Raw genomic sequence first — 25,816 nt, 5'->3', positions numbered from 1 at the left:
TCCTTGGGTTCAGGTGCGTGTAATAGAGGCGCCACCATCCACAAGGGAGGCGGAGCCGGTGACAAAGGACGAATCGTCCGAAGCGAAATACAGGACGGACCGAGCCAGTTCTTGGGGCGTGGCGACGCGCTTCAAAGCGTGCAAGTTGGTCACGAAAGACTGCGCTTCAGGAGTGTTATTCATGCCGCGATACATGTCGGTGTCCACAGCGCCGGGCAATACCGCATTGACGCGCACTCCTTGGGGACCGAACTCGGCAGCCAGGGCCTGGGTCAGGCCGATGAGGCCGGACTTGCTTGCAGCATAGGCGGCTACCCCAGGGAAAGCAAAGGTATGGCCCACGAAAGTGGAAGTGAAGATGACCGAGCCGCCGCCGTTTTTCAGCATCTGGGCAATTTGGTGCTTGGCGCCGAGGAAGGAGCCGGTCAGGTTGATTGCCAAGGTGTCCGCCCAACCGGCTTCGGAGACGTCGGTGGAGGGGCCGCCTTCACCCAAAGTGCCGGCATTATTGAATGCGATATCCAGGCGCCCAAAGCGTTCGACCGCCAGCGCCACCAGCGCTTTGGCGTACTCCTCGGACCGAACGTCGCCGGCCAGAGCCACGGCTTGGCCGTCCGCGCTGCGAATTTGGCTGACCAATTGGTCCAGCTCAGCCTGTCGGCGTGCTCCAACGACAACCTTAGCCCCTTCAGCGGCAAACAGTTGTGCAGATGCAAAGCCGATGCCCGAACTTGCGCCAGTAATGATGGCAACCTTGCCCTCAAGTCGCTTGCTCATTTGAATCCCCTAGAAAGTGATTAAAAGAATTAAAAGAAATGAATTACTGAACTCAGTGTAGTAGTCGAAGTCTGTTTGGATAAGTAGGCAAATGGAGGAACTTGTGTTCGGTATAATCGAACAATTGACGCTGCGCCACCAGATTGATTTGGTCGCAGCACACACCGCATAGGCGCCGGGGGACGTATGGTCAAGCTGGATGGGATTTCGAACTTTGTTGCTATAGCGGAAGCTGGCTCTATCAGCGCAGCAGCTAGGAGGCTGCACCTTTCAAAGTCGGTTGTCAGCGAACGGCTCGCCGAACTTGAGCGAAGTCTTGGAGCGCCGTTGTTTCACCGAACAACGCGCAAACTCAGCATGACGGAGGATGGGATAGCGTTCTTCGAAAGGGCCAGCCGCATCGTTTGGGAGGTTCAAGACGCAGTGGCAGAGGTCTCGGAGCGACGCGGCACTTTGAGCGGACCGATGCGATTGTCCGCCCCAGTCACATTTGGGCGCATGCATCTTGGCCCAGCGCTGTACCCTTTTTTGTCGAAGCATCCCGGAATTTCGCTCACATTGGAATTGGACGACCGGCGAGTTGACGCAGCAGCCGACGGGTACGATGCCGTCATACGGCATGGTACGGTCGAAGACTCCCGACTTGTCGCGTTGCCGCTCGCCCGCAGCAGGCGGCTTCTTGTCGCATCCCCAGAGTACCTAAAGCGATACGGAAAACCGGCGACTCTCGACGCCTTAGGTAGCCACAGAGCCATTTACTATACAAATCGAAACGTTGCTGACTGGCGGTTTCTAGACTTACGCCCAGATGCCTTCGTCCGACCACCGGCTTCGTTGAGGGTCAACAACGGCGACATGATGAGGGATGCCGCGTTGGCTGGTCTAGGTTTGGCACTTCTGCCAAGCTTTATTGTCGGAGCAGACGTCAAAAAAGGAGCGCTCGTCAGGGTTGACGTTGGAAGTGAAGCCGCAGAAGAAACGATTTATGTTGCGCACCCCGAGGGCCGTAGGGCCTCCAAAAAACTTCAGGAACTTGTCACGGCGTTGCGCGGGGCTTTCGGCGCCCCACCATATTGGGATGTGGTTTGATAGATGGGTGGGGGTTATTTGCTCCTCTTGATGGGTTAAAAAATATCCATTCCTGTTGTTTGGGGCGACAAGGGAAACATATTCAAATTCAGCTAGTGCAGACCGTTCAGGGTTGCGGATTCAACCGGTGGATGCAACAGATTGATGAAATCGTTCGGTCATTCATGAGCCGTGAGGTCAACGCCATCAGGAGGGGTCAGCACGGACCAGCACAGTAGCTCAGCCAGAACCGACGCAGAGGTCAATTTGCACCGGCGACCGCAAATAGACCGCAATCGGCTAGGACCGGATGGTCGAATGTCCGAACAGCCGGATATTGCTATAGTAATTAGTCCGTGACTGCATTTACCAGCAATTTTTCCGCCATAGTCACCAACCGCAGCCTTTCATAATTCCGATGACAAAAACCAATTTACTCAATTTCGCACAACCCCAACTCGACGAACTCACCATTGCTGCAGTGGCCGGGGTTTTGCGTTCAAACTGGATTGCCAGCGGCCCCAATGTGCAGGCTTTCGAACAAGCCTTGTCGGATTCCTTCGGCGGGCGGCCGACGCGCGTGCTGACCTCCGCCACCGGAGCGATGGAAGTCGCGCTTGAATTGTGCGGTATCGGCGCCGGGGATGAAGTCATTACTTCCGCGCAGAGTTTTTTTTCGACGATGAACATGATTGTCAAGGTCGGCGCTAAGCCCGTCTTCGTCGATTGCGATTTGGCGACCCGGGCGATCGATCTGGCTCAAGTGGAGACCGCAATCACGCCGCGCACCAAGGCTATCATGCCGACCCACTTCCCGGGTGCGCTGGTAGACATGGACGCCTTGTTCGCCCTGGCAAAAAAACATGGCTTGCGCGTGATCGAAGATGCTGCGCTGGTCCAAGGCTCGCATTGGAAAGATAGGGTCGTCGGCAGTTTCGGCGACATCGCGACTTTCAGCTTCCACCCGAACAAGAACATGACAACGATCGAAGGCGGCGCGATCGTCGTCAATAACGAGACCGAGGCGAAGCAAGTTGAGGTGCTGCGCTTCCACGGCATCGTGCGCCTGCCCGACGACACGCGAGACGTCATGGTTGCCAGCGGCAAGTTCAACATGTCCGACGTGTCTGCTGTAATCGGCTTGCATCAACTGCAGCAGTTGCCGCAGTTTCTGGCGAAGCGTTTCTCTTTGGCGACGCACTATTTCGAACATTTCCCACACATTCCGGGCGTAGTGTTGCCGCCGCGGGGCAGGCCGGAACAGAGCTGGAACATGTTTTGTGTGCTGATTCCGTTTGAGCAGTTTGGCCAGACACGCCAGCAATTCCGCAACGCCTTGCGCGCGCAAGGCATCGCGACTGGGGTCTCTTACGAGGCCTGTCATCTCACAAGCATAGGGCGCGGCCTTGGCTATCGCGAGGGGCAGTTTCCTCATGCCGAACGCATTAGCCGCGAAACCGTGTCGCTGCCGCTGCATGCGAGCATGACAGAAGCGGACGTGGATCGTGTTTGCGAAACAGTGCTAAGCGAGTGCCAATTAACTCTCACAGAGTCAAACGTACAATGAAAATACGCCACCTAGTTCTTCTGCGCTTCAAACAAGACACCCCGGCAAGCGAGCAAGCGCGCTGCATGCGCGACTTCGCCAAGCTTGCCGATTTGATCGAGGGCATTGTCGACTTCGAACACGGCGCCAACAGCAGCCCGGAAGGATTGGATAAAGGCTACACGCACGCTGCGATCGTCACGTTTGCCGGCCCGGCGTTCCGGGACGCATATCTTGATCACGCCACGCACCTGGCTTTCGTGGCCCGGCTGAAGCCTTGGCTCGACGAGGTTTTGGTGTTCGATTACGGCATTTGATGGATGGCGATATACAAAGCCCGTCACCGCTCTGCAGGTATGCTGAGCGGCTGCTTTGCGGCATCCCGAGAGCCAGCAGCGGGTCGGGGCCGCCCCTTCAAAGGTGATGCAACTTTCCCGATAGCCCGCTTATTATCATCGCGATATAATCCGTTCCGCGGCTCACCTCTGCGCTGCTGAAATCCCCGTAAATCATTCATGTTACGTATCCGCCGTCAAAAACTCGTTGTCTGGGCCTGCCTCTTTGCCATCTGGCTAGGCATCCTCATGCCGACGGTTTCGCAGTCTCTCAAGGCGGCGGGGACGATACAGATATACAACGAGATCTGCACCGCTGCGGGACTGGCGCATGCCGCTCCTGCTGACAGCGGCAAATCTTCTGCGCCGAACGCCGATCACTGGAACGCCTGCGGCTACTGTAGTTTGCTGGCCAATAGCCCGCCGCCGGCGACTTCTTTCGGCTTATTGCCGGCCAGCGCCGCTGCGTTCGCCCATGCCGGCCTGCCGCCCTACGACTACATCCCGCCGCGCCCGTTTCGCGGGCAAACTCACCCGCTCGACCCTCCCCTGACCCTGTCCTGATTTCCATTTCCGGCATCTGAGATGCCGCCTGTCTCCGATTGCGCCTGCAATCCGGGGACGATTATCGTTTGAAGTCCAGGGGAATATATGTTTGATTTGCTCGCGCAAAGCAAGAGCGTTTCGGCGCGCGGTTACCGCAGCCACCTATTGCCGCCATATTTGTTACACCACTCATCCAGATTGTCGACAGCGCTGCGACCGCTGCCGCTCTCCCTCATGCTCGCCCTGCCCGTGCTGTCGCAAGGCGCATGGGCGGCCGAAGACGATACCCACGCGGTGCACGAAGTACTCCACGAAGTGCCCCACGAAGTGTTCGTCACAGGCGCCAGGGAAAAGCGCGTGCTTGATCCCAACCTGCCCGCCAGCAGCGAACGCATCACTGCGGCGCAGCTAGAAAATCTCAACGTCGTCAATACTGAAGACGCCTTGAAGTACATGCCGAACATGGCGATCCGCAAACGCTTTGTCGGCGATGAAAACGCCACCATCTCGGTGCGCGGCAACGGTACCTCGCAAACCGCGCGCGGCCTGGTGTATGCCGACGGCCTATTGCTGAGCAATTTCATGGGCAACACGCATAGCTTCCCGCCGCGCTGGTCCATGGTTTTTCCGGAAGATATGGCGCAGGTAGATGTGATCTACGGCCCCTTTTCCGCACTGTATCCGGGCAACTCCATGGGGGCGACGGTAGCGATCACCACCAAGATGCCGACCAAACTGGAAGCGATGGCCAAGGCCCAGGTCTTCAGCCAGCAATTCAATCTATTCGGCGTTGACGGCCATTTCGACGGCAACAAAAGCACGGCGGCTATCGGCAACAAGGTCGGCGACCTGTCCTTCCTGCTTGGCGTGGACCACCTCAGCAACGCCGGCCAGCCATTTGTATATGCCAGCCAGCCGCGCTCTACGCAAGCGGCTACTGCCGCCGCGATTCCGGTCAGCGGCGCTTACTCGTATACCGATCCTAACGGCGCTCCCGCCACCATCTTCGGCGTCAATGCCGAGGGCGCCGAGCGCGCGGTGCAGGATCTGTTCAAGTTCAAGGCTGTCTACGATATAACGCCGGCCGCGCAGGCCGGCTTCACGTTCGGCTACTGGCGCCAGCAGGTAAGCAACAGCACCCGGACCTTCTTGCGCGACGCCAAGGGCAATCCGGTGTATTCGGGCCTGGTCGATATCGGCGGCTATCAATACCAGCTGCCGGCATCCTTCTTTGCGCCTGCGGCTAGCGAAAGCGCGAACCAGCTGTACGGTTTAACCCTGAAAACCCGTAATGCCAGCGGCTGGAACTACTCCGCGATTGCATCGTATTTCGATGTCTCAAAGAGTATTTCCAGATCCGCCAGTAGCGGGCTGGCCAGCAATCTCAGCGGTGTCGCCACCTATGGCGACGGCTCGGGCTGGAAAACGCTGGACCTGGCGGCCGACCACAAACCGGCGACCGTCAAGGCCGGCAGCCATTGGCTGACTTTCGGCTATCACTACGATAATTATTTCCTGGAAAATACCACCCTCAACCTGAGCAACTGGCGCAGCAACGACGGCGGCGGATTCAACAATGCCTTTGCCGGCAAGACTGAAACCCAGGCGCTGTTTGCGCAAGATGCCTGGCAAATGAGGCAGCTCTGGAAGCTGACCTACGGTTTGCGCTATGAAGACTGGCGCGCTTACGATGGAGTCCGCGCAATCAACGCTGCGGCCCAGCGCTACAGCATTGGTTACGACAGTCGCAATCTGTCTTACTGGTCGCCCAAGGCGGCACTGTCCTATAAGGCTTCATCTGACCTGACAATCCGCTTTTCCACCGGGCGCGCCTACCGTTTCCCCACCGTCAGCGAACTGTTCCAGGGCAGCCTGACCGGCTCCACGCTGGTCAACAACGATCCGAACCTCAAGCCTGAAAACGATCTGGCGCAAGAACTGAGCGCCGAATGGTCGCATTTCAACGGCATGCTGCGCATGTCTTTGTTTGAAGACGATGTGAAGAACACCTTGTTCAGTCAGACCAGCACGACGCTGTTCCCCAACGTGACCAGCATCCAGAATATAGATCGGGTACGCTCGCGCGGGATAGAGCTCAGCTACTCTGCCGCAGATGTTTTCCTGCGTGGGCTGGACCTGAGCGCCAGCGCAGGCTACACCAGATCCATCATCCTGGAAAACAGCAAGAATCCGGCGACCGTCGGCAAGAATTTCTATCGCATCCCCGTGTGGCGCAGCAACCTGGTCGGCAGCTATCGCATCAAGGACCAGGCTAACGTGATGCTGGCCGGGCGTTACTCCGGGCGGCAATACAACACGCTGACCAATACCGACATCAATCCCGATACATTCGGCGGCACCAGTTCCTTCCTGGTGTTCGACACCAAACTGACGTTCAAGCCGACTAAACATACCGAACTGGGAATCGGCATCGACAACCTGAGCAACCGGCGCTACTACGTCTACTACCCCTACCCCGGCCGGACACTCTACCTGGAAGCCAAAGTCAGCCTGTGACGGCTTCAGACCAGGGTTTTGACCATCATTTTCAGCAAGGAACAGTCATGCATACAATCATTCCGCTGCACGCGCAGGATGAGACAAGTTCAGTCTCATCCCGCAATTACCGCATCCTGTGGCGCTGGCATTTTTATGCCGGCTTATTCGTGATGCCCTTTTTGGTCGTGCTGGCGATTACCGGCGCAATTTATGTATTCAAACCGCAAATAGAAAACGTTCTCTACGGCGACAAATTGTTTGTACCCGTCAGCACGCAGGCAAGGCTCGGCTACGACAAACTGCTGAGCATCGCCGCCAGCGCGCTGCCGCCTGATGCCACGGCCAGCGCAATTGCCGTCAGCCAGGATCCAAGGCGCAGCACCGAAGCGGTATTTCGCCTGCCTTCCGGCGACAGCAGCAGCGTCTACCTCAATCCCTACACCGGCCAGGTGTTAGGTACGCTCAGCGTCGAGCACAGGCTGATGCAACAGGTGCGCCAAATCCATCGCGATTTGCTGCTGGGAAGATGGGGCGGCTGGCTGATGGAGCTGGCGGCCTGCTGGAGCTTGATCATGGTCGGCACCGGCATCGCCTTGTGGTGGCCGCGCAAACGGTTTTCGGTGTGGGGGACCGTGCTGCCCCGCCTCGGCTTGCGCGGCCGTGCCGTCTGGCGCGAGCTGCATCTGGTGATCGGCATCTGGGTCTCGATAGGCGCGGTGTTCTTCATCATGAGCGGCTTGCCGTGGTCTGGCTTCTGGGGCAAGAATTTCCAGGCTGTCGTCACCTGGGCCAGCTTTGCGCAACCGCCGGCGGCGGCAAAGAGCACACACACCCACGGGGCGGACGCGCCGGCAGACGGCCATGGTGCAACGGCGCGCATGCCGAATATGCCAACCGTGCCGAAGAAGATGCAGGACCTGCCTCTTGCCGACATCCCGTGGGCGGTGGGCGCGACTACTGTGCCGGTGTCACAGCACATGCTACAGGATCTGCAGCATCAACCGCTGGCGATCGACCAGGTAGTGGCAATCGCTGCGCACAACGGCATGCAGACGTATCAGCTGGCGCTGCCCGTTAAAAGCGCCGATGTATTCACCGCATCCTATGCACCGGGGGCCGGGGAATTCGTGCGCTCGGATCTTGATCGGCAACGCACGCTGCATATCGACCGGTACAGCGGAAAAATCATGAAAGACCTGCGCTTTTCCGATTACAGCGCGGTCTCCAAGCTGGTGACTCTGGGCGTTGCGCTGCACATGGGAGAATATTTCGGCCTGGCCAACCAGCTTATTTGCGCGGCTATTTCATTGACCCTGCTGGGGATGGCTGTCACCGGATTCGTGATGTGGTGGCAGCGCCGCCCGCCAAACTCCATCGGCGCCCCAAAACGCGTACTGCAGCCGACGCCGTCGATCGCACGCTGGAAAAGCTATATGGCGATCTTGGGTATCATCTTTCCACTGATGGGAGTGACGATGCTTGCCGTATGGCTGGGCGACACGCTGTTTTTCAGAAAGCGGGCCTGAATTGCCTGAACCGCTTGCATCCAAACCCAGTCAGGAAACGACTTCCACACGATTGCCGCCTGCTGCCATTTCACCGATGACGGCAGCGTCGGCAAAACCTTCGCGCCGGAACAGCTCCAGCACCTGCTCCACCGCGGCGGGATCGCAAGAGACCAGCAAGCCGCCCGACGTCTGCGGGTCGCTCAGCAAGCTGCGCTGTACCGCAGTGATGCTGTCGGCCAGCGTCACGTCATGCGCGTAGCCGTTCCAGTTGCGGCCGGAGGCGCCGGTGATATATCCCTGCTCGGCCAGTTGCTGCACTTGCGGCAACAAGGGGATCGCCCCCATCTCGAGCCTGGCCGATAATTTCGCGGCGCGCGCCAGTTCCAGCATATGTCCCAGCAATCCAAAACCGGTAACATCGGTCAAGGCGTTAACGCCAGCCAGTTCAGACAACAAGCGGCCTGGCTTATTCAGTTTGGTGGTGTTGCTGATGAGTGCCGCATAACCGGCGGCGTCCAGCGCGCCCTTCTTCAATGCTGCCGCCAGAATGCCGACACCGATCGGCTTGCCCAATATAAGCTTATCGCCTGCCTTGGCGCCGGCGTTGCGCTTGACCTTGGACGGATGGACCAGCCCCAGCACGACCAGGCCATAGATAGGCTCGACCGAATCGATGGTGTGGCCGCCTGCAATCGGGATGCCTGCTTCCGCGCAGATGGACTCGCCGCCCCGTAAAATCTTGCCGATGACTTCCAGCGGCAATTTGTCGATCGGCATGCCGACCAGGGCCAGCGCCATGATCGGCGTGCCGCCCATGGCATACACATCTGAAATGGCATTGGTGGCGGCGATGCGGCCGAAATCATAGGGATCGTCGACGATGGGCATGAAAAAATCGGTGGTCGCAATCAGGGCCTGTTCCTCGTTGAGCTTATAGACGGCGGCATCGTCGGCGGTTTCAATCCCCACCATCAGTTCTTTCGGCAGCGGGAAGCCGTTCGAGTTCTTGAGGATTTCCGCCAGCACCCCCGGCGCGATCTTGCAGCCGCAGCCGCCGCCGTGTGAAAAGGAAGTCAGTTTGATGTTTGGTTCAGCGAGATCGGACATAGGGATCCTGGAATTGGAGTCTGTAAAGAATGTAAATGAAGCATACGCCTCATCCGGGCTTATTTATCTTGGTGCAGCTGTCTTGCCACGCGTTGAAAAGTGCTGTCTGAAATATCAGGAAGATCCAGTATCTGCGCCTCGGAGAACTGATCGAAATTTCTCTTGATCGATTGCCCGTAGGCCGGATCATAATGTTTCAGCAACAGCTCATCAACCAGTTCCTCGATCCGGCCAGATGAACTCAGCTGCTGCCAATACGCGACCTTTTCGCGCCCGTGGACGTAGGTCAGGCAAGCCAGCTGGGTATTCAACAAGGCGGGATCAGCAACGAAGTGGGCGTAGTCTTCCAACAGCAGCCGCACCCGATCCGGCCGCGACAGCGCAACTGCAAAACATGGCGAGCTGCGCACGATTTCCATCAATACTTCCGGCACGCGCAGATTGCCGACCTTCTTGCTCTCGGATTCGACGAATACCGGATACTGCGGATCGAAATGCTGTAGCGATTCCCAGATACGGCTCTCGAAAGTCTTTTGCGAAGGTTGCAGTTCGGTCGGCAAATTGCCCAGCACCGAACCGCGATGCGCCGCCATCTGCTCCAGGTCGAGTACTTGCGCGCCTTGCTGCGCCAGCACTTGCAGCAAGCGGCTCTTGCCGCTGCCGGTAGGGCCGCAAATCACCTTGAAGCGGAAGCGCTGCGGCAGTTCGGCCAGGCTGGCGTTGACGTACCTGCGGTAGCTCTGGTAGCCGCCATCGAGCTGCACCACCGGCCAGCCGATTTTTGCCATGATGTGCGCCATGGCGCCGCTTCTGTTGCCGCCGCGCCAGCAGTAAACCAAAGGCGTCCATCCGCGCGGCTTATCGAGAAACTGCGTTTCGATATGGGACGCAATATTGCGCGCGACCAGCACCGCGCCCAGCTTTTTCGCTTCGAATGCGTTGACCTGCTTATACATGGTCCCCACCTGCACCCTCTGCGCATCGTCCAGCACCGGGCAGTTAATGGCGCCGGGAATATGATCCTCGGCAAACTCCGACTGGCTGCGGACATCGATGATGGCATCGAATTGCTTGAGTTGAGGAAGGATTTCTTGAAAAGAGAGCAATGCCGGGTATTTCATTCGCGTTTTTCTAAATCAATTTTTGGCTGGCGGAACGACAGTTGTCATGCATTATAAGCATTTGCGCCGCCTCCCCATTAAATCGCGCACACTCGTCAGGCGTCATCCTGCTGCGACAACATCCCCCAGGCCAGCCGCACCAGTTCATCCTCAAATTCAATACTGCCGAGCAGCGGCGATTTTTCCAGCGAAGCGCTGCGAATGGCGCCGATAACGGCCCGGGTAACGACGAACATCATGGCCGGAGTGGGCGGCCTCAACTTTGGATGGTGGATTCTTTGCATGCTGATGGCAATCCGTTCCGCCGTCTCGCGCAAGGCCTGAGTAACATCGTCGTGATGATCGTGTTGCCAGGCAAAACGGATCATCGCGCGCTTGGCGCTTCTGCCGCTGCCGAGACCTTCGATATTGATGCGGATGAACTGGCGCAGGAAGGTTTGCGGATCGAGCTGGTCTATCTGGCTTTCGGCGCTTTCCATCAATGCATCGAGCTCATCCATCACGCGCCGCCGCTCGCGCGCGATGAGCGCGGTCAGTATGGCCTCCTTGCTCGGAAAATATTGATACAGGGTGCCAATCGAAAAACCGGCCTTTGCAGCCACCTTATTGGTGGTCAGGCCGGCTTCACCTTCGTTTTCCAAAATATGAGCAGTGGTTTGGAAAATGGTCTCGATAGTGCGCTGCGCACGCTCTTGGGTGGGTAATTTTCGCATTATTTCAGAGGAAGAATCGGAATTACGCCTAGCCATGTCAACACCTGTCAAAAACTGAGCAACTTGCGAGTTTAAAAACTGAGTAAAGCTCAGTATAGTACTTCTATCGTGGCTTCATGTCGTTACCCGATATCGCCAATCCATAAAGGCAGTCCGTGAACACATCCAATCCGTTAATGGTAAGAAAACTACTGGTCGACCTGTCGCAAGGCTTCCCGCGCCACTGGCTGGCTGGAAAAGCTTTCCGCACCCAATTCTTCAATGCCTTGTCGATGAGTTTTCCGGTCGGCGAACAAGAGTTCATCGATTCCGTGCGCGCCTGCGCGTTGTCCTTGCCGGCGGAAGCCAGCTACGCCTCGCTGCACGCCACCATCCAGGATTTTGTCGGCCAGGAGGCCACCCACCGGCGGGTGCATACCTTGTACAACGCCGAGCTGGAAAAACAGGGCCTGGTCAATCATTGGCAGCACTGGGCCGCCGACATGATCGCCTTGGGCAACAAGCGTAATGTGCCGGGATTAAGCAAGCTGGCCGTTACCGCCGCCTTTGAACACTACACTGCGGTGCTGGCCGATCTGACCTTGCGCTACCCCGCAGTGCTGGAAGGCGCAGACCCGATGCTGGCGACGCTGTGGCGCTGGCATGCGGTGGAAGAAACCGAACACAAGGCGGTTGCATTCGATTTGTATCGCACGCTAGGCGGCAGTTACAGGAAGCGGCTGCGCTGGTATGCCTTTGCCATGCGGCGCCTTAACGTGATGGCAACCAAGCAAACCATCAACAATCTCTGGCATGACGGCGTGTTGTTCAAACCCGGCACCTGGATCGATGCCGGGCGTTTCTTTTTCGGCCGCCACGGCCTGGTCTGGCTCACTGCCGTTCCTCTGCTCAGCTACCTGAAACGCGACTTTCATCCTTGGCAGCATGACAACCGGGAACTGGCCGCAGAATGGCTTGCCGCCAATTCAGAGCATTATTCCATCGTGCGCGGAATGAAAGAGGCTTGAGCAATTGCAACGAAACTCCTGAACTTCTGTCGAATCGCCTGAATATTGAAGCCGCGATGGACTAAAATGCCATCCGCGGTTTCAAACTAGTCGATTCAAGGAGTTTTCGTTTATGCCCAGGATGTACAGCTTCTCGCGCGCCGCGCTGCCGGTTTTGCTGGCCGGCGCCCTTGGCGCCTGCTCGACCGCCAAACCCACGGTCTATCAAGGCGAGGAATTCAGCGAAACCAGCACTTTTTCCCACGATTTCGCCACCTCCGCTCCAGCTACCTGCGAAGCGGCGCGGCGCACCTTGCTGAGCCAGGGTTACATCATCAAGCAGGCCAAGGACGAACTGGTTGACGGTCACAAACACTTCCAGCCGGAAAGCGATGTGCACGTGGAAATCGAATTCCATGTAGTGTGCGCGCCTAACGGCAAGCTGGGTAAAAGCACCACGTTGTTTGTCAGCGCCACCCAGGATCGTTACGCGCTCAAGAAAACCAACAACTCCGCCAGCGTCGGCCTGAGCGTGCTGGGTTCGGTCTCGATGCCGATCGGCAGCAGCTCCGACTCCTTAGTCAAGGTCGCCAGCGAGACGATTCCAGCCGGCCAATTCTATGACCGCTTCTTCGGCTTGATCGAACACTACCTGGGTCTTGACAGCGGTTTGCCGCTGGCGGACCTCGAGGATAAGCCGGCGCTGCCGGTCAAACCTACGGCAAAAACTGCGGAATAACACCGCACAAGAAAAAGGCCGCTAGTGCATGAAAACGCTAGCGGCCTGCAATTTCTTTCCCAAACTTCAGCGTATCGCTTAAAACGCCTTCTTCAAGCCCACCTGGAAAGAATTGGTCTTGTTACCGCCTGCAAACTGGCCGCTGTAACTGGCGTAAGCGCTGAAATCAGTCGCCAATGCGATGCTGGCGCCGAGCTCCAGGCGTGCGCTATTGGACGGCCCCAGATACGCCGGCAAACCGAAACTGCCGCCCATGCCGACGACGTTGGCGCGCACATCGCGCTCGCTGTCTTCAAACTCTTTTTCCCACGCCAGCTTGGCAAACGGCTGCACCGTATATTTGCCCAGCGCCAGCTTGCTGCTGACCTGGGCGCCCAGGCTGGAGACCAGCGAGTTACGCTTTTGCGATTGAAAGTTCATCGCGGTGCTGTCGTTGCCGTGTTCCATATAGCCGCCGACATGGACTTGCTGCCAAGTCAAGGTGCCAACCGGGCTGAGGACAGCTGCGCCAAGGTCGACATCATATTGACCGCCGATGCGCAACAAGAATTGATGGCCATTGGTGCTGCCGGTCTCGCTGCGGGTGGACGTACCCAAAGCAATGTTACGCGTCACGTCGTTGTACTGCAGCGAGCCGACCATGCCGAGCCCGCTAAGCGCCCAGGCGCCGTCACGGTATTGGGTATAGGCCGACAGCATGGCCTGATCCAGCTTGAAACCGCCGGTATCGCTGCCGAAATTGGCCCGGTTATGGGCAAAGCCGAAAGCGCCGCCGACCGTAACGTTTTGATTGAGCGCATAGTCGACGCCAACCGACAAGCTGTTGGACGAACCATCCAGGCCAGGATTATTGCCGTTGTGATCCAGGCTTTGGTGGGTATTGTCGTACGCGGCATAAGCCTCGACCTGCCCCGCCCGCGGCGTCAGGCGCAGACGGTCGTCGATCACCCGGGTGAAGGTTTGCGCGCCAGCCAGCGGCGCTTCCGCCAGCATGCCGATCTGACCGGGTGCCTGCAATACCGATTCGATGTATTGCGCAAGAATCGCATGACCGGCGCCGGTTGGATGAACGCCGTCGGCGAACAGGTAGGTCTTATCGGCATTCGGCGCAACCAGGGTCGATGTGGTGCAGGTCGAAGATGAGCTGGTGGTGCAGGCCGGCGTGGTGACATTGGTAAAGCCGTACAGACCAGGATTGGCAATCGCTTCGCTCACCAGGCCGAAGGCGTTGAGCGCAACGATATTGCCGCCCAGCTTGCTCAAGCCGCTATTCAGGCTGGCATTGAAACTGGTTGAGGCCGCGGTCCACAAGGTGGACAGTGCCGGAATCGACGCTCCCTGCGGAGTGCGGCCGATATCGGGCAAATTGATCACGACCACGGTGCCGGCGCCGGCTTGCTGCAATTGCTTGACCAGGCCGACCACATTGCCGGCTTCTCCGGTAATTTGCTGGATGGTTTGCACCGCGGTAGCAATTTGCGTCGCCGGATTGAGCAAACCGGCGATATTCGTCTGGGTGTAGCCGAACACATCGTTGGCGCCGGCCCAGACCGCATACAAGCCTTTGCTGTCCAGTCTCGGATTGGCGGCCAGATAACCTTGGACCTGGCTGGTGACAGTCGGCACCAAAGGCGCTGTGGCGGCATCGGGCCAGCCGTTCTGGCTGGTAACGCGGGCGCCGCCGACGGCGTAATCGGTACCGCCGGCAGGTTGGGCGCCAGTCGGCGTCAGCACCGCGGCGGGATTGGCGGCGGTGCCGTATTTGTGGGCCACGATTTGGGCCCAGACCGGATCCGGATTGGTGGTAAACGATGGCTGCCTGCCGACGCCGGTGAAATACCCGCTATCAGTCAGCGAATCGCCGAAAAACACCATCTGGGAAAAATTCGCGGCGCTTGCCGGCGCACAAATGACCAAGCCGGCGCCGCATACTGCCGCGGTGCGTGTCGCCATCGTCAACGCACGGGCCATGGGGCGCAGGCGGAATTTGGGTAATGATAATTGCAATTGTGTCTCCTTCTTGTATTTATAGGTATTGCGTCGTTAATATCTGCCAGCCCGACACCGTTGTCAATCAAACTGCATAGACAAAACACTCGGAATGCAACGCCGCCATGCACGCCGGCACCACTTGGCTTGCCAAACGCGCTGGTTTTCGCGCCATTTGTGCCAAACTGTGTTACGTTCGCCGCCAAAAACCGGCGCAGGCCGCCCTCTAAATTCAAACCGACCATGGACAAAATAGACAAACAAATTCTCGCCATCCTGCAAGAAGACGCCAGCACGCCGGTGGCGGAAATCGCCGAGAAGGTCAATCTGTCGTCGACGCCGTGCTGGCGCCGCATACAGAAACTGGAAGAAGATGGAGTGGTGTTGCGCCGGGTGGCGCTGCTGGATGCCGAAAAGCTGAATGTCGGCGTGACGGTATTCGTTTCGATCAAGACCAATCAGCATAACGCCAACTGGTATGCCCAATTCAGCAACACGGTAAAACTGATTCCCGAAGTGGTGGAGTTTTACCGCATGAGCGGCAACATCGATTACCTGTTGCGAGTGGTGGTGCCGAACATCGCTGCCTACGACGCGGTATACCAGAAGCTGACGCAGTCGAACGCGCTGTTCGACGTCAACGCCAGCTTCGCGATGGAGCAAATCAAGCACACTACTGCGTTGCCGCTCGATTATGCCGGACTGGACTGATGCGGTCCGCCCGGATTGCGGCTTGGGTTACAGTTTGAGTTACAGCTTCAGCTACAACGCTTGCTCCATGCACTTGAAAGCCTGCCCCATGTCGGCCATCAGGTCATCGATATGTTCCAGGCCGACATGCACCCGCACCAGGGGATTCTGGTAAGTCGTCGCCGACGCTACCCGGGTAGGCGGCTTGTCCAGCGGTAAAGCCAGGCTTTCAAAGCCGCCCCACGACAAGCCGATGCCGAACAATTGCAAGCTTTCAAAGAATTTAGACAGCGCAGGACGACCGACCTCTTTCAATTCAACCGTGAACAAGCCGCTGGCGCCAAGGAAATCGCGCTGCCACAGTTTATAGCCGGGATCGGATGGCAACGCCGGATGCAATACCCGCTCGACCAACGGCTGCGTGCGCAGGTATTCCGCCAGCTGGATGCCGCTCTCCCAGTGCTGGCGCAGGCGTACCGCCATGCTGCGCATGCCGCGCAAGGCCAGGTAGATATCGTCCGGGCCGGCAGTCTGGCCGAAATCGTGGGCGCCGTGCTTGAGGATGCACCAGGCTCGCTCATTGGCGCTGGCGACGCCCAGCAAAGCATCCGAGTGGCCGACGATGTATTTGGTAGCGGCGTGGATCGACACATCGACGCCGTGTTCGAACGGTTTGAAAAACAGCGGTGTAGCCCAGGTATTGTCGAGCAACACATAGGCGCCGACTTTATGCGCTTCTTCCGCGATGGCCGGAATATCCTGCACCTCGAAGGTCCACGATCCAGGCGACTCGACAAACACCACGCTGGTATTCGGCCGCAGCAAGGTACGGATTTCGCCGCCGATCAGAGGGTCGAAATATTCCACTTCAACCCCCATGCGGCGCAGTACGCGATCGGCGAAGGTGCGGGTGGGGCCGTACACGCTGTCGGTAATCAGCACATGGTCGCCGCTTTTGACGAAAGCCATGATGCTATGGGTACAGGCGGATAAACCCGATGGAAACACCAGGCAGTTGTGGCCGCCTTCCAGCGTCACGATCGCCTGCTCGAAGGAACGGGTGGTCGGCGTGCCGAAACGGCCGTAGTTGGACATCGGATTGTCGATCTGGCGGCTGGCTTCCCAGTCTTCCAGGTTGTTGGCGATGATGGTCGAACCGCGGAATACCGGCGTATTGACCATTCCCGCGAAACGCGCCGGCTCGCGGCCGCAATGCACCAACTGCGTATCGACATGCGTGGCCGGGGAAGCCGAAGAATTATCGGAAGACATAAGAAGTACTCCATGCTGAACTGTACGGCGAGATTACCTGGGTCTATTGTAGAGTTGTGGACGTGGAAAATTATTGCAACAAATCGCCCGAAATTATGATTTATTGGAATATTTTTCTAATATTTTGATATTTAAAGGAAATTATTACCAACACAACAAGAAAATCCGCAGCCCGCCTATCTCTACATCCGCAAAATCATCCAATCCGATATATATGTAAATCATATTACTACCGCACAAATCATATATTTGACATGGCGTTATGGGCAAGGCACTCTAGGGCCAGCCCTCAAGCCATTATTTCTGGAGATGCAAATCATGCCGCAATATCGTTCCCGCACCACCACTCACGGCCGCAACATGGCCGGCGCCCGCGCCCTGTGGCGCGCCACAGGCATGAAAGACGGCGATTTCGACAAGCCGATCATTGCGGTGGTCAACTCGTTTACCCAATTCGTGCCGGGCCACGTCCATCTGAAGGACCTGGGCCAGATGGTTGCGCGCGAGATCGAAGCAGCCGGCGGCGTCGCCAAGGAATTCAATACGATTGCGGTCGATGACGGCATCGCCATGGGCCATGGCGGCATGCTGTACTCGCTGCCATCGCGCGAACTGATCGCCGATTCGGTCGAGTACATGGTCAACGCCCACTGTGCCGACGCCATGGTGTGCATCTCCAATTGCGACAAAATCACCCCGGGCATGCTGATGGCGGCGATGCGCCTGAATATCCCGGTAGTGTTCGTTTCCGGCGGGCCGATGGAAGCCGGCAAGGTAGTCGAAAAACTGCCAGGCGTGGCCGTGATCGATCAGAAGATTTTCAAGATCGACCTGGTCGACGCCATGATCAAGGCTGGCGACGCCTCAGTCAGCGACGCCGACATCGCTGAAATCGAACGCTCGGCCTGCCCGACCTGCGGCTCCTGCTCCGGCATGTTTACCGCCAACTCGATGAACTGCCTGACCGAAGCGCTCGGCCTGGCCCTGCCCGGCAACGGCACCATTCTCGCCACCCACGCCGACCGCAAGGAATTGTTCCTGCGCGCCGGACGCCTGATCGTTGAACTGGCCAAACGCCATTACGAGCAAGATGATTACTCGGTCCTGCCGCGCACCATCGCCAGCAAAGCCTCGTTTGAAAACGCCATGACGCTGGACGTCGCCATGGGCGGGTCGACCAATACCGTGCTGCACCTGCTGGCCGCAGCGCAGGAAGCCGAAGTCGATTTCAAGATGGCCGATATCGACCGCATCTCGCGCCATGTGCCTTGCCTGTGCAAGGTAGCGCCGATGACCGACAAATACCATATCGAAGACGTGCATCGCGCCGGCGGCATCATCAGCATCCTGGGCGAACTGGCGCGCGCCGGCTTGCTCGACACCAGCCGTCCGACGATTCACGCCAAGACCCTGGCCGACGCCATCGCCAATAACGACATCACGCAGACCCAGGATCCGGCCGTGCATAAGCTGTTCAGCGCAGCTCCCGGCGGCGTGCCGACCCAGGTCGCGTTTTCTCAGGAAAGACGCTTCACCAGCCTCGACACCGACCGCGACAACGGTTGTATCCGCAACAAGGCGCACGCATATTCGCAAGACGGCGGGCTGGCGGTCTTGTACGGCAACCTGGCGGAAAACGGCTGCATCGTTAAAACCGCAGGCGTCGACGAAAGCATCCTCAAGTTCAGCGGCCGCGCGCGCGTGTTCGAAAGCCAGGATGACGCGGTGGAAGCGATCCTGGGCGATGCGGTCCATGCCGGCGACGTCGTCATCATCCGCTACGAAGGACCGAAAGGCGGCCCCGGCATGCAGGAAATGCTGTATCCGACTTCGTATATCAAATCCAAGGGCCTGGGTAAATCCTGCGCGCTGTTCACCGATGGCCGTTTTTCGGGCGGTTCGTCCGGCCTGGTGATCGGCCATGCCTCGCCGGAAGCGGCAGAAGGCGGCGCCATCGGCCTGGTAGAGGAAGGCGACACCATCGAAATCGACATCCCTGAGCGCCGCATGCACCTGAAAATCAGCGACGCCGAACTGGCGCAACGACGCGCTGCGATGGAAGCCAAAGGCAAGGATGCCTGGAAGCCGGTCAACCGCCAGCGTTACGTGTCGCAGGCATTGCAGGCCTATGCCGCCATGGCAACGTCGGCCGACCGTGGCGCAGTGCGCGACATCAGCCAGTTGAAACGTTAAGCGAGATGCCGGTTTGTACGTCGATTCGCGTTTACATATGCATATACGCACTTATGTCGTAACGTTTATTTAGCAATAAAAATGTAACTCTCTGTAAAAGAGGCCGGCCCAAACCGGCTTCTTTTTGCCTCTACTCCCTTGCCGGCGCTCAATTTTCGCTCTTGGCAGACTCGCCCCCAAAGGCCATATTCTTCATCACGATATGGTAAAGTTGCGAACCGTTCCTGTGGCAGATCCTGCACGACATTACCGCAACCGATTCCCTGGCGAATCTTATGGCAGTCCCTGCATGTCTTCCCGTTAACGCTACTCCCTAAACCACACTATCGGATTGGCATCTAGCAACAGATGACGTCGTTGAATAATTCCGGAATGCAAAGAAAAACAGTCGCCATTATTGGCGGCGGCCCTGCCGGCCTGATGGCTGCCGAGGCGCTGGCCGCAGGCGGCGTGCAAGCGGATGTTTACGACGCCATGCCTTCGGTCGGCCGCAAATTCCTGCTGGCCGGCAAAGGCGGCATGAACCTGACCCATTCGGAACCCTACGACGCCTTCCTGTCCCGCTACGGATCGCGCACGCCGCAGATAGCACCGCTGCTGGCCGAGTTCACTCCGGAGGCGTTACGCGAATGGGTCCATGGACTGGGCATCGACACCTTCGTCGGCTCATCCGGCCGCGTTTTCCCGACCGACATGAAAGCTGCACCGTTGCTGCGCGCATGGCTGCATCGCTTGCGCCAGACCGGTGTGCGGCTTCACATGCGTCATCGCTGGCTGGGCTGGACCGAAGCCGGAACACTGTGTTTCGACACGCCGCAAGGACAACAAACCGTCAACGCCGACGCCGTAGTGCTGGCGCTAGGTGGCGGCAGTTGGGCGCGCCTGGGCTCGGATGCCAGGTGGGTGCCGCTGTTAAGCCAGCGCGAAATTGCCATCGCACCGCTGCAGCCCTCCAACTGCGGGTTCGAGATTGGCTGGAGTGAATATTTTCGTAGCCGCTTTGCCGGCGACCATCTGAAATCGGTCGCCATCACGGTAGAACTTGAGGATGTCGGTCTGCCTGCATCGCGTAAGCAAGGCGAGTTCGTGATTACCGCCGAAGGCATTGAAGGCAGCTTGATTTATGCCCTGTCGGCCGGTTTGCGCGACCGGATTTCCGCCAGCGGCAAAGCGATGATTCAGCTCGACCTGCTGCCGGACTGGCCTCTGCAACGGGTGATCGACGAAGTCACGCGGCCGCGCGGCGCGCGCTCCTGGTCTAGCCACCTGCAAAGCCGTTTGGGACTGAAAGGCGTGAAAACCGGTTTGCTGCGGGAGCTGGTCGCGGCCGCCGATTTTGCGGATCCATTGCTTCTGGCGCACGCCATCAAGGCCTTGCCCTTGACCTTGCTGGCCGCCCGCCCTATCGATGAAGCCATCAGCAGCGCCGGCGGTGTCACGTTTGAAGGCATGGACCGGCAGCTCATGCTGAAAGCCTTGCCGGGCGTCTTTTGCGCCGGCGAAATGCTCGACTGGGAAGCCCCCACCGGCGGCTACCTGCTAACTGCCTGCCTGGCCTCCGGACGGGCTGCCGGCAACGGCGTTTTAAACTGGTTACGGTAACATGACGACGGCTGAATTGATGAGGGAAGGAAGTGTGAATCCAGGCGAACTATCGCAGGCAGAGCAGCAGCAGGCCGGTCAATGGCGCATTTCCAAGACCGTTGGCGTGGTGGTTTCCGTCCTGGTCCACATCATCGGCATCTGGTTTTTGCTGACCAAGCTGTCGGTCGAGATGCCCATGTCGCCACCGCCTGGCGATATGGGATTGCTGCTCATCAGCGCCGCGCCGGCGCCCAGCAGCGTGCCGCCGCCCAAACTCCAGACGCCTCCGGCCAAGCCGAAATCCGCGCCCAAGCCGCGCAAGACAGAGCAAAAACAGGAACAGGTCCGCAAGCTCGCCGCCCGCCCTGCGGCGGCACCGCAAGCGACCATCCCGCCGCCGCCCGATGCGCCTAAGTACGAGCAATCGGTACAGGAGGATTTTTCTTCGCACATCCAGGCCGCACGTGAACGGCGCGAAGCGGCCCAGGCCCAGGAACGCGCCGAAGCCGGCGAGACTGCGGAAGAAGCGCCGCAATCGCCGAACGACATCGCACGCGCCAACATCCAGGCCCAAAGAGGCTGGATGGGTATCGACAAGGATAAATCCGGCGGCATATTCCAAGTGCGCGATAAAACGCCGTTCAGAGCCAGCTTGATTTTCCGCGGCTGGAACGCCAGCGCCAGCCGCAGCGCGCAGCAGAATATCCCCGTGGAGCGCGGCGGCGATGAAAGCATCGAAATGGCCATCGTCAATAAAATGATAGAGATGATCCGCAAGAAAACCAGCACCGACATTCCCTGGCGCTCGCAACGCCTGGGCCGTGTCATTACGCTCAGCGCCCGCTTGAAAGATACCGCCGAACTGCAACAGTTCCTGATGCGGGAAATGTTTTTCCAGGATAGCGCGCCACCTCGATAAGCACCTGGTTTAGCCAAGCAGGCGTCTTGCGTGGCGAGGTATCTTAAACTGCAAAGAAATAGCCGGTAAGCCTTGTTCCGCTTACAATATTGCCTATTCCCGAATATTAGAGATCAGACACGATTCCGCGCCTGAGAAAGAACCCATTTAATGCAATCAAATTTTCGACAACGGGCCGCCCGATGACGGTAGCGGCACAAAAAGTTTCACCAGGCATGCAGCAATATCTCGGCATCAAGGCCGACTATCCGGACACGCTCGTGTTCTACCGGATGGGAGATTTTTACGAACTGTTTTTCGAGGATGCGGAAAAAGCCGCGCGCCTGCTGGGCATCACGCTGACCGCACGCGGCACTTACAACAATGCGCCGATCAAGATGTGCGGCGTACCGTTCCACTCTGCCGATCAATATCTGGCCAAGCTGATCAAGCTCGGCGAATCGGTGGCCTTATGCGAACAGATCGGTGACCCGGCCACCAGCAAGGGGCCAGTCGACAGAAAAGTGCTGCGCGTGATTACGCCCGGCACCTTGACCGACTCCAACCTGCTGCCGGAAAAATCGGACCAGCCTTTGCTGGCGCTGTACGTTACCCAGCAACGCAAGGTGATGAAGGTTGGTCTGGCATGGCTGTCGATGGCCAGCGGCATGCTAAAGATGATGGAATTCGCTTGCGATCCGGATACCCTGGATACCCTGCTGAAGCAGGAGCTGGAACGGATCGCGCCGGCCGAGATTCTGGTGGCTGACATGGTCGAAGCCATGTTGGCCGGCAACGTAGTCGACAAGACCACCACCGTGCCGGAATGGCACTTCGATATTACCCACGGCAAGAAGGCCTTGCTGGACCAGCTCGCAGTCGGCAGCCTGGGCGGTTTCGGCGCCGAAGGTTTGAGCGCCGCTATCGGCGCTGCCGGCGCCCTGCTGCGCTATGCCCAGTCGACGCAGGGCAAAGGCTTGCAGCATGTGCGCACGCTCACGGTCGAAACCGAAAACGAATTCATCGGCCTCGACGCCGCCACCCGCCGCAACCTGGAACTCACCGAAACCATACGCGGCCAGGATGCGTCATCGGGCGCGCCCACCCTGTTTTCGCTGCTGGACCACTGCCGCACCGCGATGGGATCGCGCTTGCTGCGTCATTGGCTGCACCATGCCAAGCGTGATCAAGCGGTTGCGCGCGGCCGCCACGCCGCGATCGGCGCCTTGATCGCAGCCGATGCCGGCAGCGCCATCTCCGGCACGCTGAGCGCCGTGCCGGATATCGAACGCATCACCGCCCGCATCGCCCTGCTGTCAGCGCGGCCGCGCGACCTGGCCGGCTTGCGCGACGGCTTGCTGCAACTGGATTCCCTGCGCGCCGACATCGCCATGTGCGGCAACGAGAATCAAGCCGAGAATCAGGCGCCGCTGCTGCAGGAGCTGCAATTCGCACTGGAAACCCCGGTCGATTGCCTGCAGTTGCTGCAAAGCGCGATCGCTACCGAACCATCGACCATGGTGCGCGACGGCGGCGTCATCGCCGCCGGCTTCGACGCCGAACTGGACGAATTGCGCGGGCTCTCGGAAAACGCCGGCCAGTTCCTGGTCGACCTCGAAACACGCGAACGGGCTCGTACGGGGATCGCCAATCTGCGCGTCGAATATAACAAGGTGCATGGCTTCTACATCGAAGTCACCCACGGCCAGACCACCAAGGTGCCGGATGACTACCGCCGGCGCCAGACCTTGAAGAATGCCGAGCGCTACATCACGCCGGAACTGAAGGCCTTTGAAGACAAGGCTTTGTCGGCGCAAGAACGCGCGCTGATACGCGAGAAAGCGCTGTACGAACAGATTTTGCAAGATCTGGCGCCGCATATCGGCACCTTGCAAAACATCGCCCACGCGCTGGCGCAACTCGATACGCTGGTCGCCCTGGCCGATCACGCCGCGCGCCACGACTGGTGCGTGCCGCAGCTGGTGACAGAACCGGCGATCCAGATCCTGCAGGGACGCCATCCGGTGGTCGAGAAACAGATTGAACGCTTCATAGCCAACGACTGCCAGCTGTCCACCGAACGCAAGCTGTTACTGATCACAGGCCCCAACATGGGCGGTAAATCGACCTTCATGCGCCAGGTGGCGCTGATCACCCTGCTGGCTTACGTTGGCAGCTACGTGCCCGCAGACAGCGCCGTACTAGGTCCGATCGACCGCATCTTCACGCGTATCGGCGCCGCCGACGACCTGGCCGGCGGCCGTTCCACCTTCATGGTCGAAATGACCGAATCGGCGGCCATCCTCAACGGCGCCAGCGAGAATTCGCTGGTGCTGATGGATGAGGTGGGTCGCGGCACCTCGACCTTCGACGGCCTGGCGCTGGCATGGGCAATCGCCCGTCACCTGATCGACGCCACCCGCAGCTTCACCCTGTTTGCGACGCACTATTTCGAGCTGACCCAATTGCCTGATTTGCACCCGTCGGCAGCCAATGTGCATTTGTCCGCCGTCGAGCATAAGGACAGCATCGTCTTCCTGCATGCAGTGCAAGCCGGTCCGGCATCCCAGAGTTACGGCTTGCAGGTAGCGCAGCTGGCCGGCGTGCCGCCGCCTGTGATCCGCGCCGCCCGCAAGCATCTGGCTTTGCTGGAATCGCAATCGATGCAGCCGACGCCGCAATTCGATCTGTTTGCGCAAGTGGCCAATATGGATGCCGATGCTGCCAGCGACAACCGGACTTTGGATAGCGAGCTGATGATTGCCCTGGATAGTATCGATCCCGACGCGCTGACCCCGCGTGAAGCCTTGGAACAGCTATATCGCCTGAAGCATCTCACTACGGCGCAGAAAATCTGATGAACGCCTTTGCCTGCCGCAAACTGCCGCTTCGGCCGGCCTTATTGCTAGCGCTGGCGCTGACGGCAGGCTGCGGCGCTGCGCAGGCGGAAACCGCCAATTTCAGTTTTGGCGTCATCGCCCATGTCTTTCGCAGCGGCGCGGATGAAATCCCGTTACGCGACGCCATCAGCGAAACCGACGCCGATAATCTTGCCTTCGTTGTGGCAAACGGCATCAAGGCCAGCAGCGAACCGTGTACCGACAAGTTATACAACCAGCGCAAGGCATTGCTGAACAGTGCAAAAAACGGCTTGATCGTATCTTTATCGGCCAGCGACTGGGTGGCGTGCAAAACTTCGGCCGACCGCTCGGCCGCAGCAGAGCGCCTGAGCCGGATCCGCGACTTGTTCTTTTCTGACGAATTTTCTTTTGGCGACAGCAAGATTCCGTTGATCAGGCAATCGACCTCGCCCAAGTTTCGCAGCTACGTGGAGAATGCGCGCTGGGAAATCGGCAATGTGGTATTTGCCACGATCAACCTGCCGGCCGCCAACAATCACTATCTGGCAGAAGGCGGCCGCAACAGCGAATTCGAGGACCGGCAAATCGCCAACCGGGAATGGCTGCAGCGCATTTTCCTGAATGCATCGCAGAAGAAGTCGGATGCGGTTGTCCTGTTTTGCGATGGCGATCCGTTGGCAACCCAGCGTCACCGCGTCTTCGACTTTAATGTCAAACGCGACGGGTTTTCCGAGATCCGCCAGAAAATCAGTTCACACGCGGCGCATTTTGAAGGCAAGGTGCTAGTCATTCACGGACCACGCGGCAGCAGTTCGCCACACCCGGCCAGCATAGTCTGGCAACACAATCTGGGGGATCTGGAAATCCCGGGCGGCTGGCTGAAAATAACCGTGAATCCAGCCAACCCTAAACTGTTCGAACTCGGTAAGCCGGCCGATCCGCAGACGCTTTCGCGGCGATAGCCATCTCGCAGAGAGACAGGGAATCACCTGAAAAAAAAGCCGCAGAACATGATGGCCTGCGGCTTTTTTATTGCACCTGACCCGTCCTGAAATAAGTTGACACTTTTCCGATGAAGAAAGGAAGTGTCAGATGGAGCAAGGGACTAAGCGTAGTCAACGGGATTACAGCCTGGCTTTTAAATTGAGCGTTGTCGAGCAAGTAGAAAAAGGCGAGATAACGTACAAAGAAGCGCAAAAGCGGTATGGAATCCAGGGTCGGTCGACAGTTTTGGTATGGTGTCGCAAACACGGCTTACAGGACTGGACGAGTCCGAGGGGCCGAACTAAGCGGAGAATGACCATGACAAATGAACCGGCCAAGCCGTTAACCCCTGAGCAACGAATCAAAGAGCTAGAACGGCAACTGCGGGAAGAAAGGCAGA

20 protein-coding genes and 1 pseudogene are annotated in these 25,816 nt (G+C 58.5%); 15 read left to right on the top strand and 6 right to left on the bottom strand.

Annotation, left to right across the window (positions count from 1 at the left end; translation table 11 throughout):
* Nucleotides 1–9: 9 nt before the first annotated feature.
* Nucleotides 10–777 carry an SDR family oxidoreductase gene (locus tag BLV81_RS17580; protein ID WP_092358643.1) on the bottom strand — a complete coding sequence of 256 codons (768 nt, stop codon included), beginning with the start codon at nucleotides 775–777 and terminating at the stop codon, nucleotides 10–12.
* Nucleotides 778–963: 186 nt separating this feature from the next.
* Between BLV81_RS17580 and BLV81_RS17575 the strand changes: the two genes are divergently transcribed.
* The 6 genes from BLV81_RS17575 (at nucleotide 964) to BLV81_RS17550 (ending at nucleotide 8,297) form a co-directional block, all read left to right on the top strand.
* Nucleotides 964–1,866 (top strand): LysR family transcriptional regulator, encoded by a 903-nt coding sequence (locus BLV81_RS17575; RefSeq protein WP_092358641.1) that lies wholly within the window; start codon nucleotides 964–966, stop codon nucleotides 1,864–1,866.
* A gap of 397 nt (nucleotides 1,867–2,263) precedes the next feature.
* Nucleotides 2,264–3,412 (top strand): DegT/DnrJ/EryC1/StrS family aminotransferase, encoded by a 1,149-nt coding sequence (locus BLV81_RS17570; RefSeq protein WP_092358639.1) that lies wholly within the window; start codon nucleotides 2,264–2,266, stop codon nucleotides 3,410–3,412.
* Nucleotides 3,409–3,708: a Dabb family protein gene (locus BLV81_RS17565; protein ID WP_092358637.1), complete on the top strand. Its 300-nt coding sequence runs from the start codon at nucleotides 3,409–3,411 to the stop codon at nucleotides 3,706–3,708. The genes BLV81_RS17570 and BLV81_RS17565 overlap by 4 nt, the downstream gene beginning before the upstream one ends.
* A 198-nt stretch (nucleotides 3,709–3,906) precedes the next feature.
* Nucleotides 3,907–4,290 (top strand): DUF2946 domain-containing protein, encoded by a 384-nt coding sequence (locus tag BLV81_RS17560; RefSeq protein ID WP_092358635.1) that lies wholly within the window; start codon nucleotides 3,907–3,909, stop codon nucleotides 4,288–4,290.
* 87 nt (nucleotides 4,291–4,377) lie between these two features.
* Nucleotides 4,378–6,789 (top strand): TonB-dependent receptor, encoded by a 2,412-nt coding sequence (locus BLV81_RS17555; protein ID WP_255365321.1) that lies wholly within the window; start codon nucleotides 4,378–4,380, stop codon nucleotides 6,787–6,789.
* Between the two features lie 47 nt (nucleotides 6,790–6,836).
* Nucleotides 6,837–8,297, top strand: a complete 1,461-nt coding sequence (locus BLV81_RS17550) for a PepSY-associated TM helix domain-containing protein (RefSeq protein ID WP_092358633.1) — start codon at nucleotides 6,837–6,839, stop codon at nucleotides 8,295–8,297.
* 30 nt (nucleotides 8,298–8,327) lie between these two features.
* On the opposite strand, the gene selD is transcribed toward BLV81_RS17550, so the two are convergent.
* The 3 genes from selD to BLV81_RS17535 form a co-directional block, all read right to left on the bottom strand.
* Nucleotides 8,328–9,386: a selenide, water dikinase SelD gene (gene selD / locus BLV81_RS17545; RefSeq protein WP_092358631.1), complete on the bottom strand. Its 1,059-nt coding sequence runs from the start codon at nucleotides 9,384–9,386 to the stop codon at nucleotides 8,328–8,330.
* 59 nt (nucleotides 9,387–9,445) lie between these two features.
* Entirely contained in the window at nucleotides 9,446–10,507 is a 1,062-nt protein-coding gene (mnmH, locus tag BLV81_RS17540; RefSeq protein WP_092358629.1) for a tRNA 2-selenouridine(34) synthase MnmH, read from the bottom strand.
* 95 nt (nucleotides 10,508–10,602) lie between these two features.
* Entirely contained in the window at nucleotides 10,603–11,220 is a 618-nt protein-coding gene (locus BLV81_RS17535; protein ID WP_255365320.1) for a TetR/AcrR family transcriptional regulator, read from the bottom strand.
* A 155-nt stretch (nucleotides 11,221–11,375) separates the two neighbouring features.
* Here BLV81_RS17535 and BLV81_RS17530 point away from each other — a divergent pair, with 155 nt between their 5' ends.
* Together BLV81_RS17530 and BLV81_RS17525 are read left to right on the top strand one after the other, a co-directional pair.
* Nucleotides 11,376–12,227, top strand: a complete 852-nt coding sequence (locus tag BLV81_RS17530) for a metal-dependent hydrolase (protein ID WP_255365319.1) — start codon at nucleotides 11,376–11,378, stop codon at nucleotides 12,225–12,227.
* Between the two features lie 112 nt (nucleotides 12,228–12,339).
* Complete coding sequence (locus BLV81_RS17525) at nucleotides 12,340–12,945, top strand: DUF2242 domain-containing protein (protein ID WP_092358624.1); 606 nt, start codon at nucleotides 12,340–12,342, stop codon at nucleotides 12,943–12,945.
* Between the two features lie 78 nt (nucleotides 12,946–13,023).
* Here BLV81_RS17525 and BLV81_RS17520 read toward each other — a convergent pair whose 3' ends face one another.
* Nucleotides 13,024–14,952, bottom strand: a complete 1,929-nt coding sequence (locus tag BLV81_RS17520; protein WP_143036369.1) for an autotransporter outer membrane beta-barrel domain-containing protein — start codon at nucleotides 14,950–14,952, stop codon at nucleotides 13,024–13,026.
* A gap of 225 nt (nucleotides 14,953–15,177) precedes the next feature.
* On the opposite strand from BLV81_RS17520, the gene BLV81_RS17515 reads away from it, so the two are divergent.
* Nucleotides 15,178–15,645 carry an Lrp/AsnC family transcriptional regulator gene (locus tag BLV81_RS17515; protein WP_092358620.1) on the top strand — a complete coding sequence of 156 codons (468 nt, stop codon included), beginning with the start codon at nucleotides 15,178–15,180 and terminating at the stop codon, nucleotides 15,643–15,645.
* Nucleotides 15,646–15,696: 51 nt separating this feature from the next.
* Here BLV81_RS17515 and metC read toward each other — a convergent pair whose 3' ends face one another.
* On the bottom strand, nucleotides 15,697–16,896 hold the full coding sequence (metC, locus tag BLV81_RS17510) for a cystathionine beta-lyase (RefSeq protein ID WP_092358618.1): 1,200 nt from the start codon (nucleotides 16,894–16,896) through the stop codon (nucleotides 15,697–15,699).
* 318 nt (nucleotides 16,897–17,214) lie between these two features.
* On the opposite strand from metC, the gene ilvD reads away from it, so the two are divergent.
* The 6 genes and pseudogenes from ilvD to BLV81_RS17480 all read left to right on the top strand — a co-directional run.
* Nucleotides 17,215–19,089, top strand: a complete 1,875-nt coding sequence (ilvD, locus tag BLV81_RS17505) for a dihydroxy-acid dehydratase (RefSeq protein ID WP_092358811.1) — start codon at nucleotides 17,215–17,217, stop codon at nucleotides 19,087–19,089.
* Between the two features lie 372 nt (nucleotides 19,090–19,461).
* Nucleotides 19,462–20,691, top strand: a complete 1,230-nt coding sequence (locus BLV81_RS17500; protein ID WP_255365318.1) for a TIGR03862 family flavoprotein — start codon at nucleotides 19,462–19,464, stop codon at nucleotides 20,689–20,691.
* Between the two features lies 1 nt (nucleotide 20,692).
* Complete coding sequence (locus tag BLV81_RS17495; RefSeq protein WP_092358614.1) at nucleotides 20,693–21,592, top strand: hypothetical protein; 900 nt, start codon at nucleotides 20,693–20,695, stop codon at nucleotides 21,590–21,592.
* 182 nt (nucleotides 21,593–21,774) lie between these two features.
* Nucleotides 21,775–24,429 (top strand): DNA mismatch repair protein MutS, encoded by a 2,655-nt coding sequence (gene mutS, locus BLV81_RS17490; protein WP_092358612.1) that lies wholly within the window; start codon nucleotides 21,775–21,777, stop codon nucleotides 24,427–24,429.
* Nucleotides 24,429–25,394, top strand: a complete 966-nt coding sequence (locus BLV81_RS17485) for a hypothetical protein (RefSeq protein ID WP_092358610.1) — start codon at nucleotides 24,429–24,431, stop codon at nucleotides 25,392–25,394. The genes mutS and BLV81_RS17485 overlap by 1 nt, the downstream gene beginning before the upstream one ends.
* 130 nt (nucleotides 25,395–25,524) lie before the next feature.
* Nucleotides 25,525–25,816 (top strand): annotated as a pseudogene (locus BLV81_RS17480) (helix-turn-helix domain-containing protein); the annotation flags it as partial.

This window comes from Collimonas sp. OK242, from assembly GCF_900107095.1.
Lineage (GTDB): Bacteria > Pseudomonadota > Gammaproteobacteria > Burkholderiales > Burkholderiaceae_D > Collimonas.
Note: the sequence above shows the minus strand (reverse complement) of the source record. Positions and strands in the feature narration are given on the sequence as shown.

What these genes read in the sequence shown, in the direction of transcription:
- BLV81_RS17580 (WP_092358643.1), bottom strand. Translation starts at nt 777, where the DNA reads ATGAGCAAGCGACTTGAGGGCAAGGTTGCCATCATTACTGGCGCAAGT.
- BLV81_RS17575 (WP_092358641.1), top strand. Translation starts at nt 964, where the DNA reads ATGGTCAAGCTGGATGGGATTTCGAACTTTGTTGCTATAGCGGAAGCT.
- BLV81_RS17570 (WP_092358639.1), top strand. Translation starts at nt 2,264, where the DNA reads ATGACAAAAACCAATTTACTCAATTTCGCACAACCCCAACTCGACGAA.
- BLV81_RS17565 (WP_092358637.1), top strand. Translation starts at nt 3,409, where the DNA reads ATGAAAATACGCCACCTAGTTCTTCTGCGCTTCAAACAAGACACCCCG.
- BLV81_RS17560 (WP_092358635.1), top strand. Translation starts at nt 3,907, where the DNA reads ATGTTACGTATCCGCCGTCAAAAACTCGTTGTCTGGGCCTGCCTCTTT.
- BLV81_RS17555 (WP_255365321.1), top strand. Translation starts at nt 4,378, where the DNA reads ATGTTTGATTTGCTCGCGCAAAGCAAGAGCGTTTCGGCGCGCGGTTAC.
- BLV81_RS17550 (WP_092358633.1), top strand. Translation starts at nt 6,837, where the DNA reads ATGCATACAATCATTCCGCTGCACGCGCAGGATGAGACAAGTTCAGTC.
- selD (WP_092358631.1), bottom strand. Translation starts at nt 9,386, where the DNA reads ATGTCCGATCTCGCTGAACCAAACATCAAACTGACTTCCTTTTCACAC.
- mnmH (WP_092358629.1), bottom strand. Translation starts at nt 10,507, where the DNA reads ATGAAATACCCGGCATTGCTCTCTTTTCAAGAAATCCTTCCTCAACTC.
- BLV81_RS17535 (WP_255365320.1), bottom strand. Translation starts at nt 11,220, where the DNA reads ATGCGAAAATTACCCACCCAAGAGCGTGCGCAGCGCACTATCGAGACC.
- BLV81_RS17525 (WP_092358624.1), top strand. Translation starts at nt 12,340, where the DNA reads ATGCCCAGGATGTACAGCTTCTCGCGCGCCGCGCTGCCGGTTTTGCTG.
- BLV81_RS17515 (WP_092358620.1), top strand. Translation starts at nt 15,178, where the DNA reads ATGGACAAAATAGACAAACAAATTCTCGCCATCCTGCAAGAAGACGCC.
- metC (WP_092358618.1), bottom strand. Translation starts at nt 16,896, where the DNA reads ATGTCTTCCGATAATTCTTCGGCTTCCCCGGCCACGCATGTCGATACG.
- ilvD (WP_092358811.1), top strand. Translation starts at nt 17,215, where the DNA reads ATGCCGCAATATCGTTCCCGCACCACCACTCACGGCCGCAACATGGCC.
- BLV81_RS17500 (WP_255365318.1), top strand. Translation starts at nt 19,462, where the DNA reads ATGCAAAGAAAAACAGTCGCCATTATTGGCGGCGGCCCTGCCGGCCTG.
- BLV81_RS17495 (WP_092358614.1), top strand. Translation starts at nt 20,693, where the DNA reads ATGACGACGGCTGAATTGATGAGGGAAGGAAGTGTGAATCCAGGCGAA.
- mutS (WP_092358612.1), top strand. Translation starts at nt 21,775, where the DNA reads ATGACGGTAGCGGCACAAAAAGTTTCACCAGGCATGCAGCAATATCTC.
- BLV81_RS17485 (WP_092358610.1), top strand. Translation starts at nt 24,429, where the DNA reads ATGAACGCCTTTGCCTGCCGCAAACTGCCGCTTCGGCCGGCCTTATTG.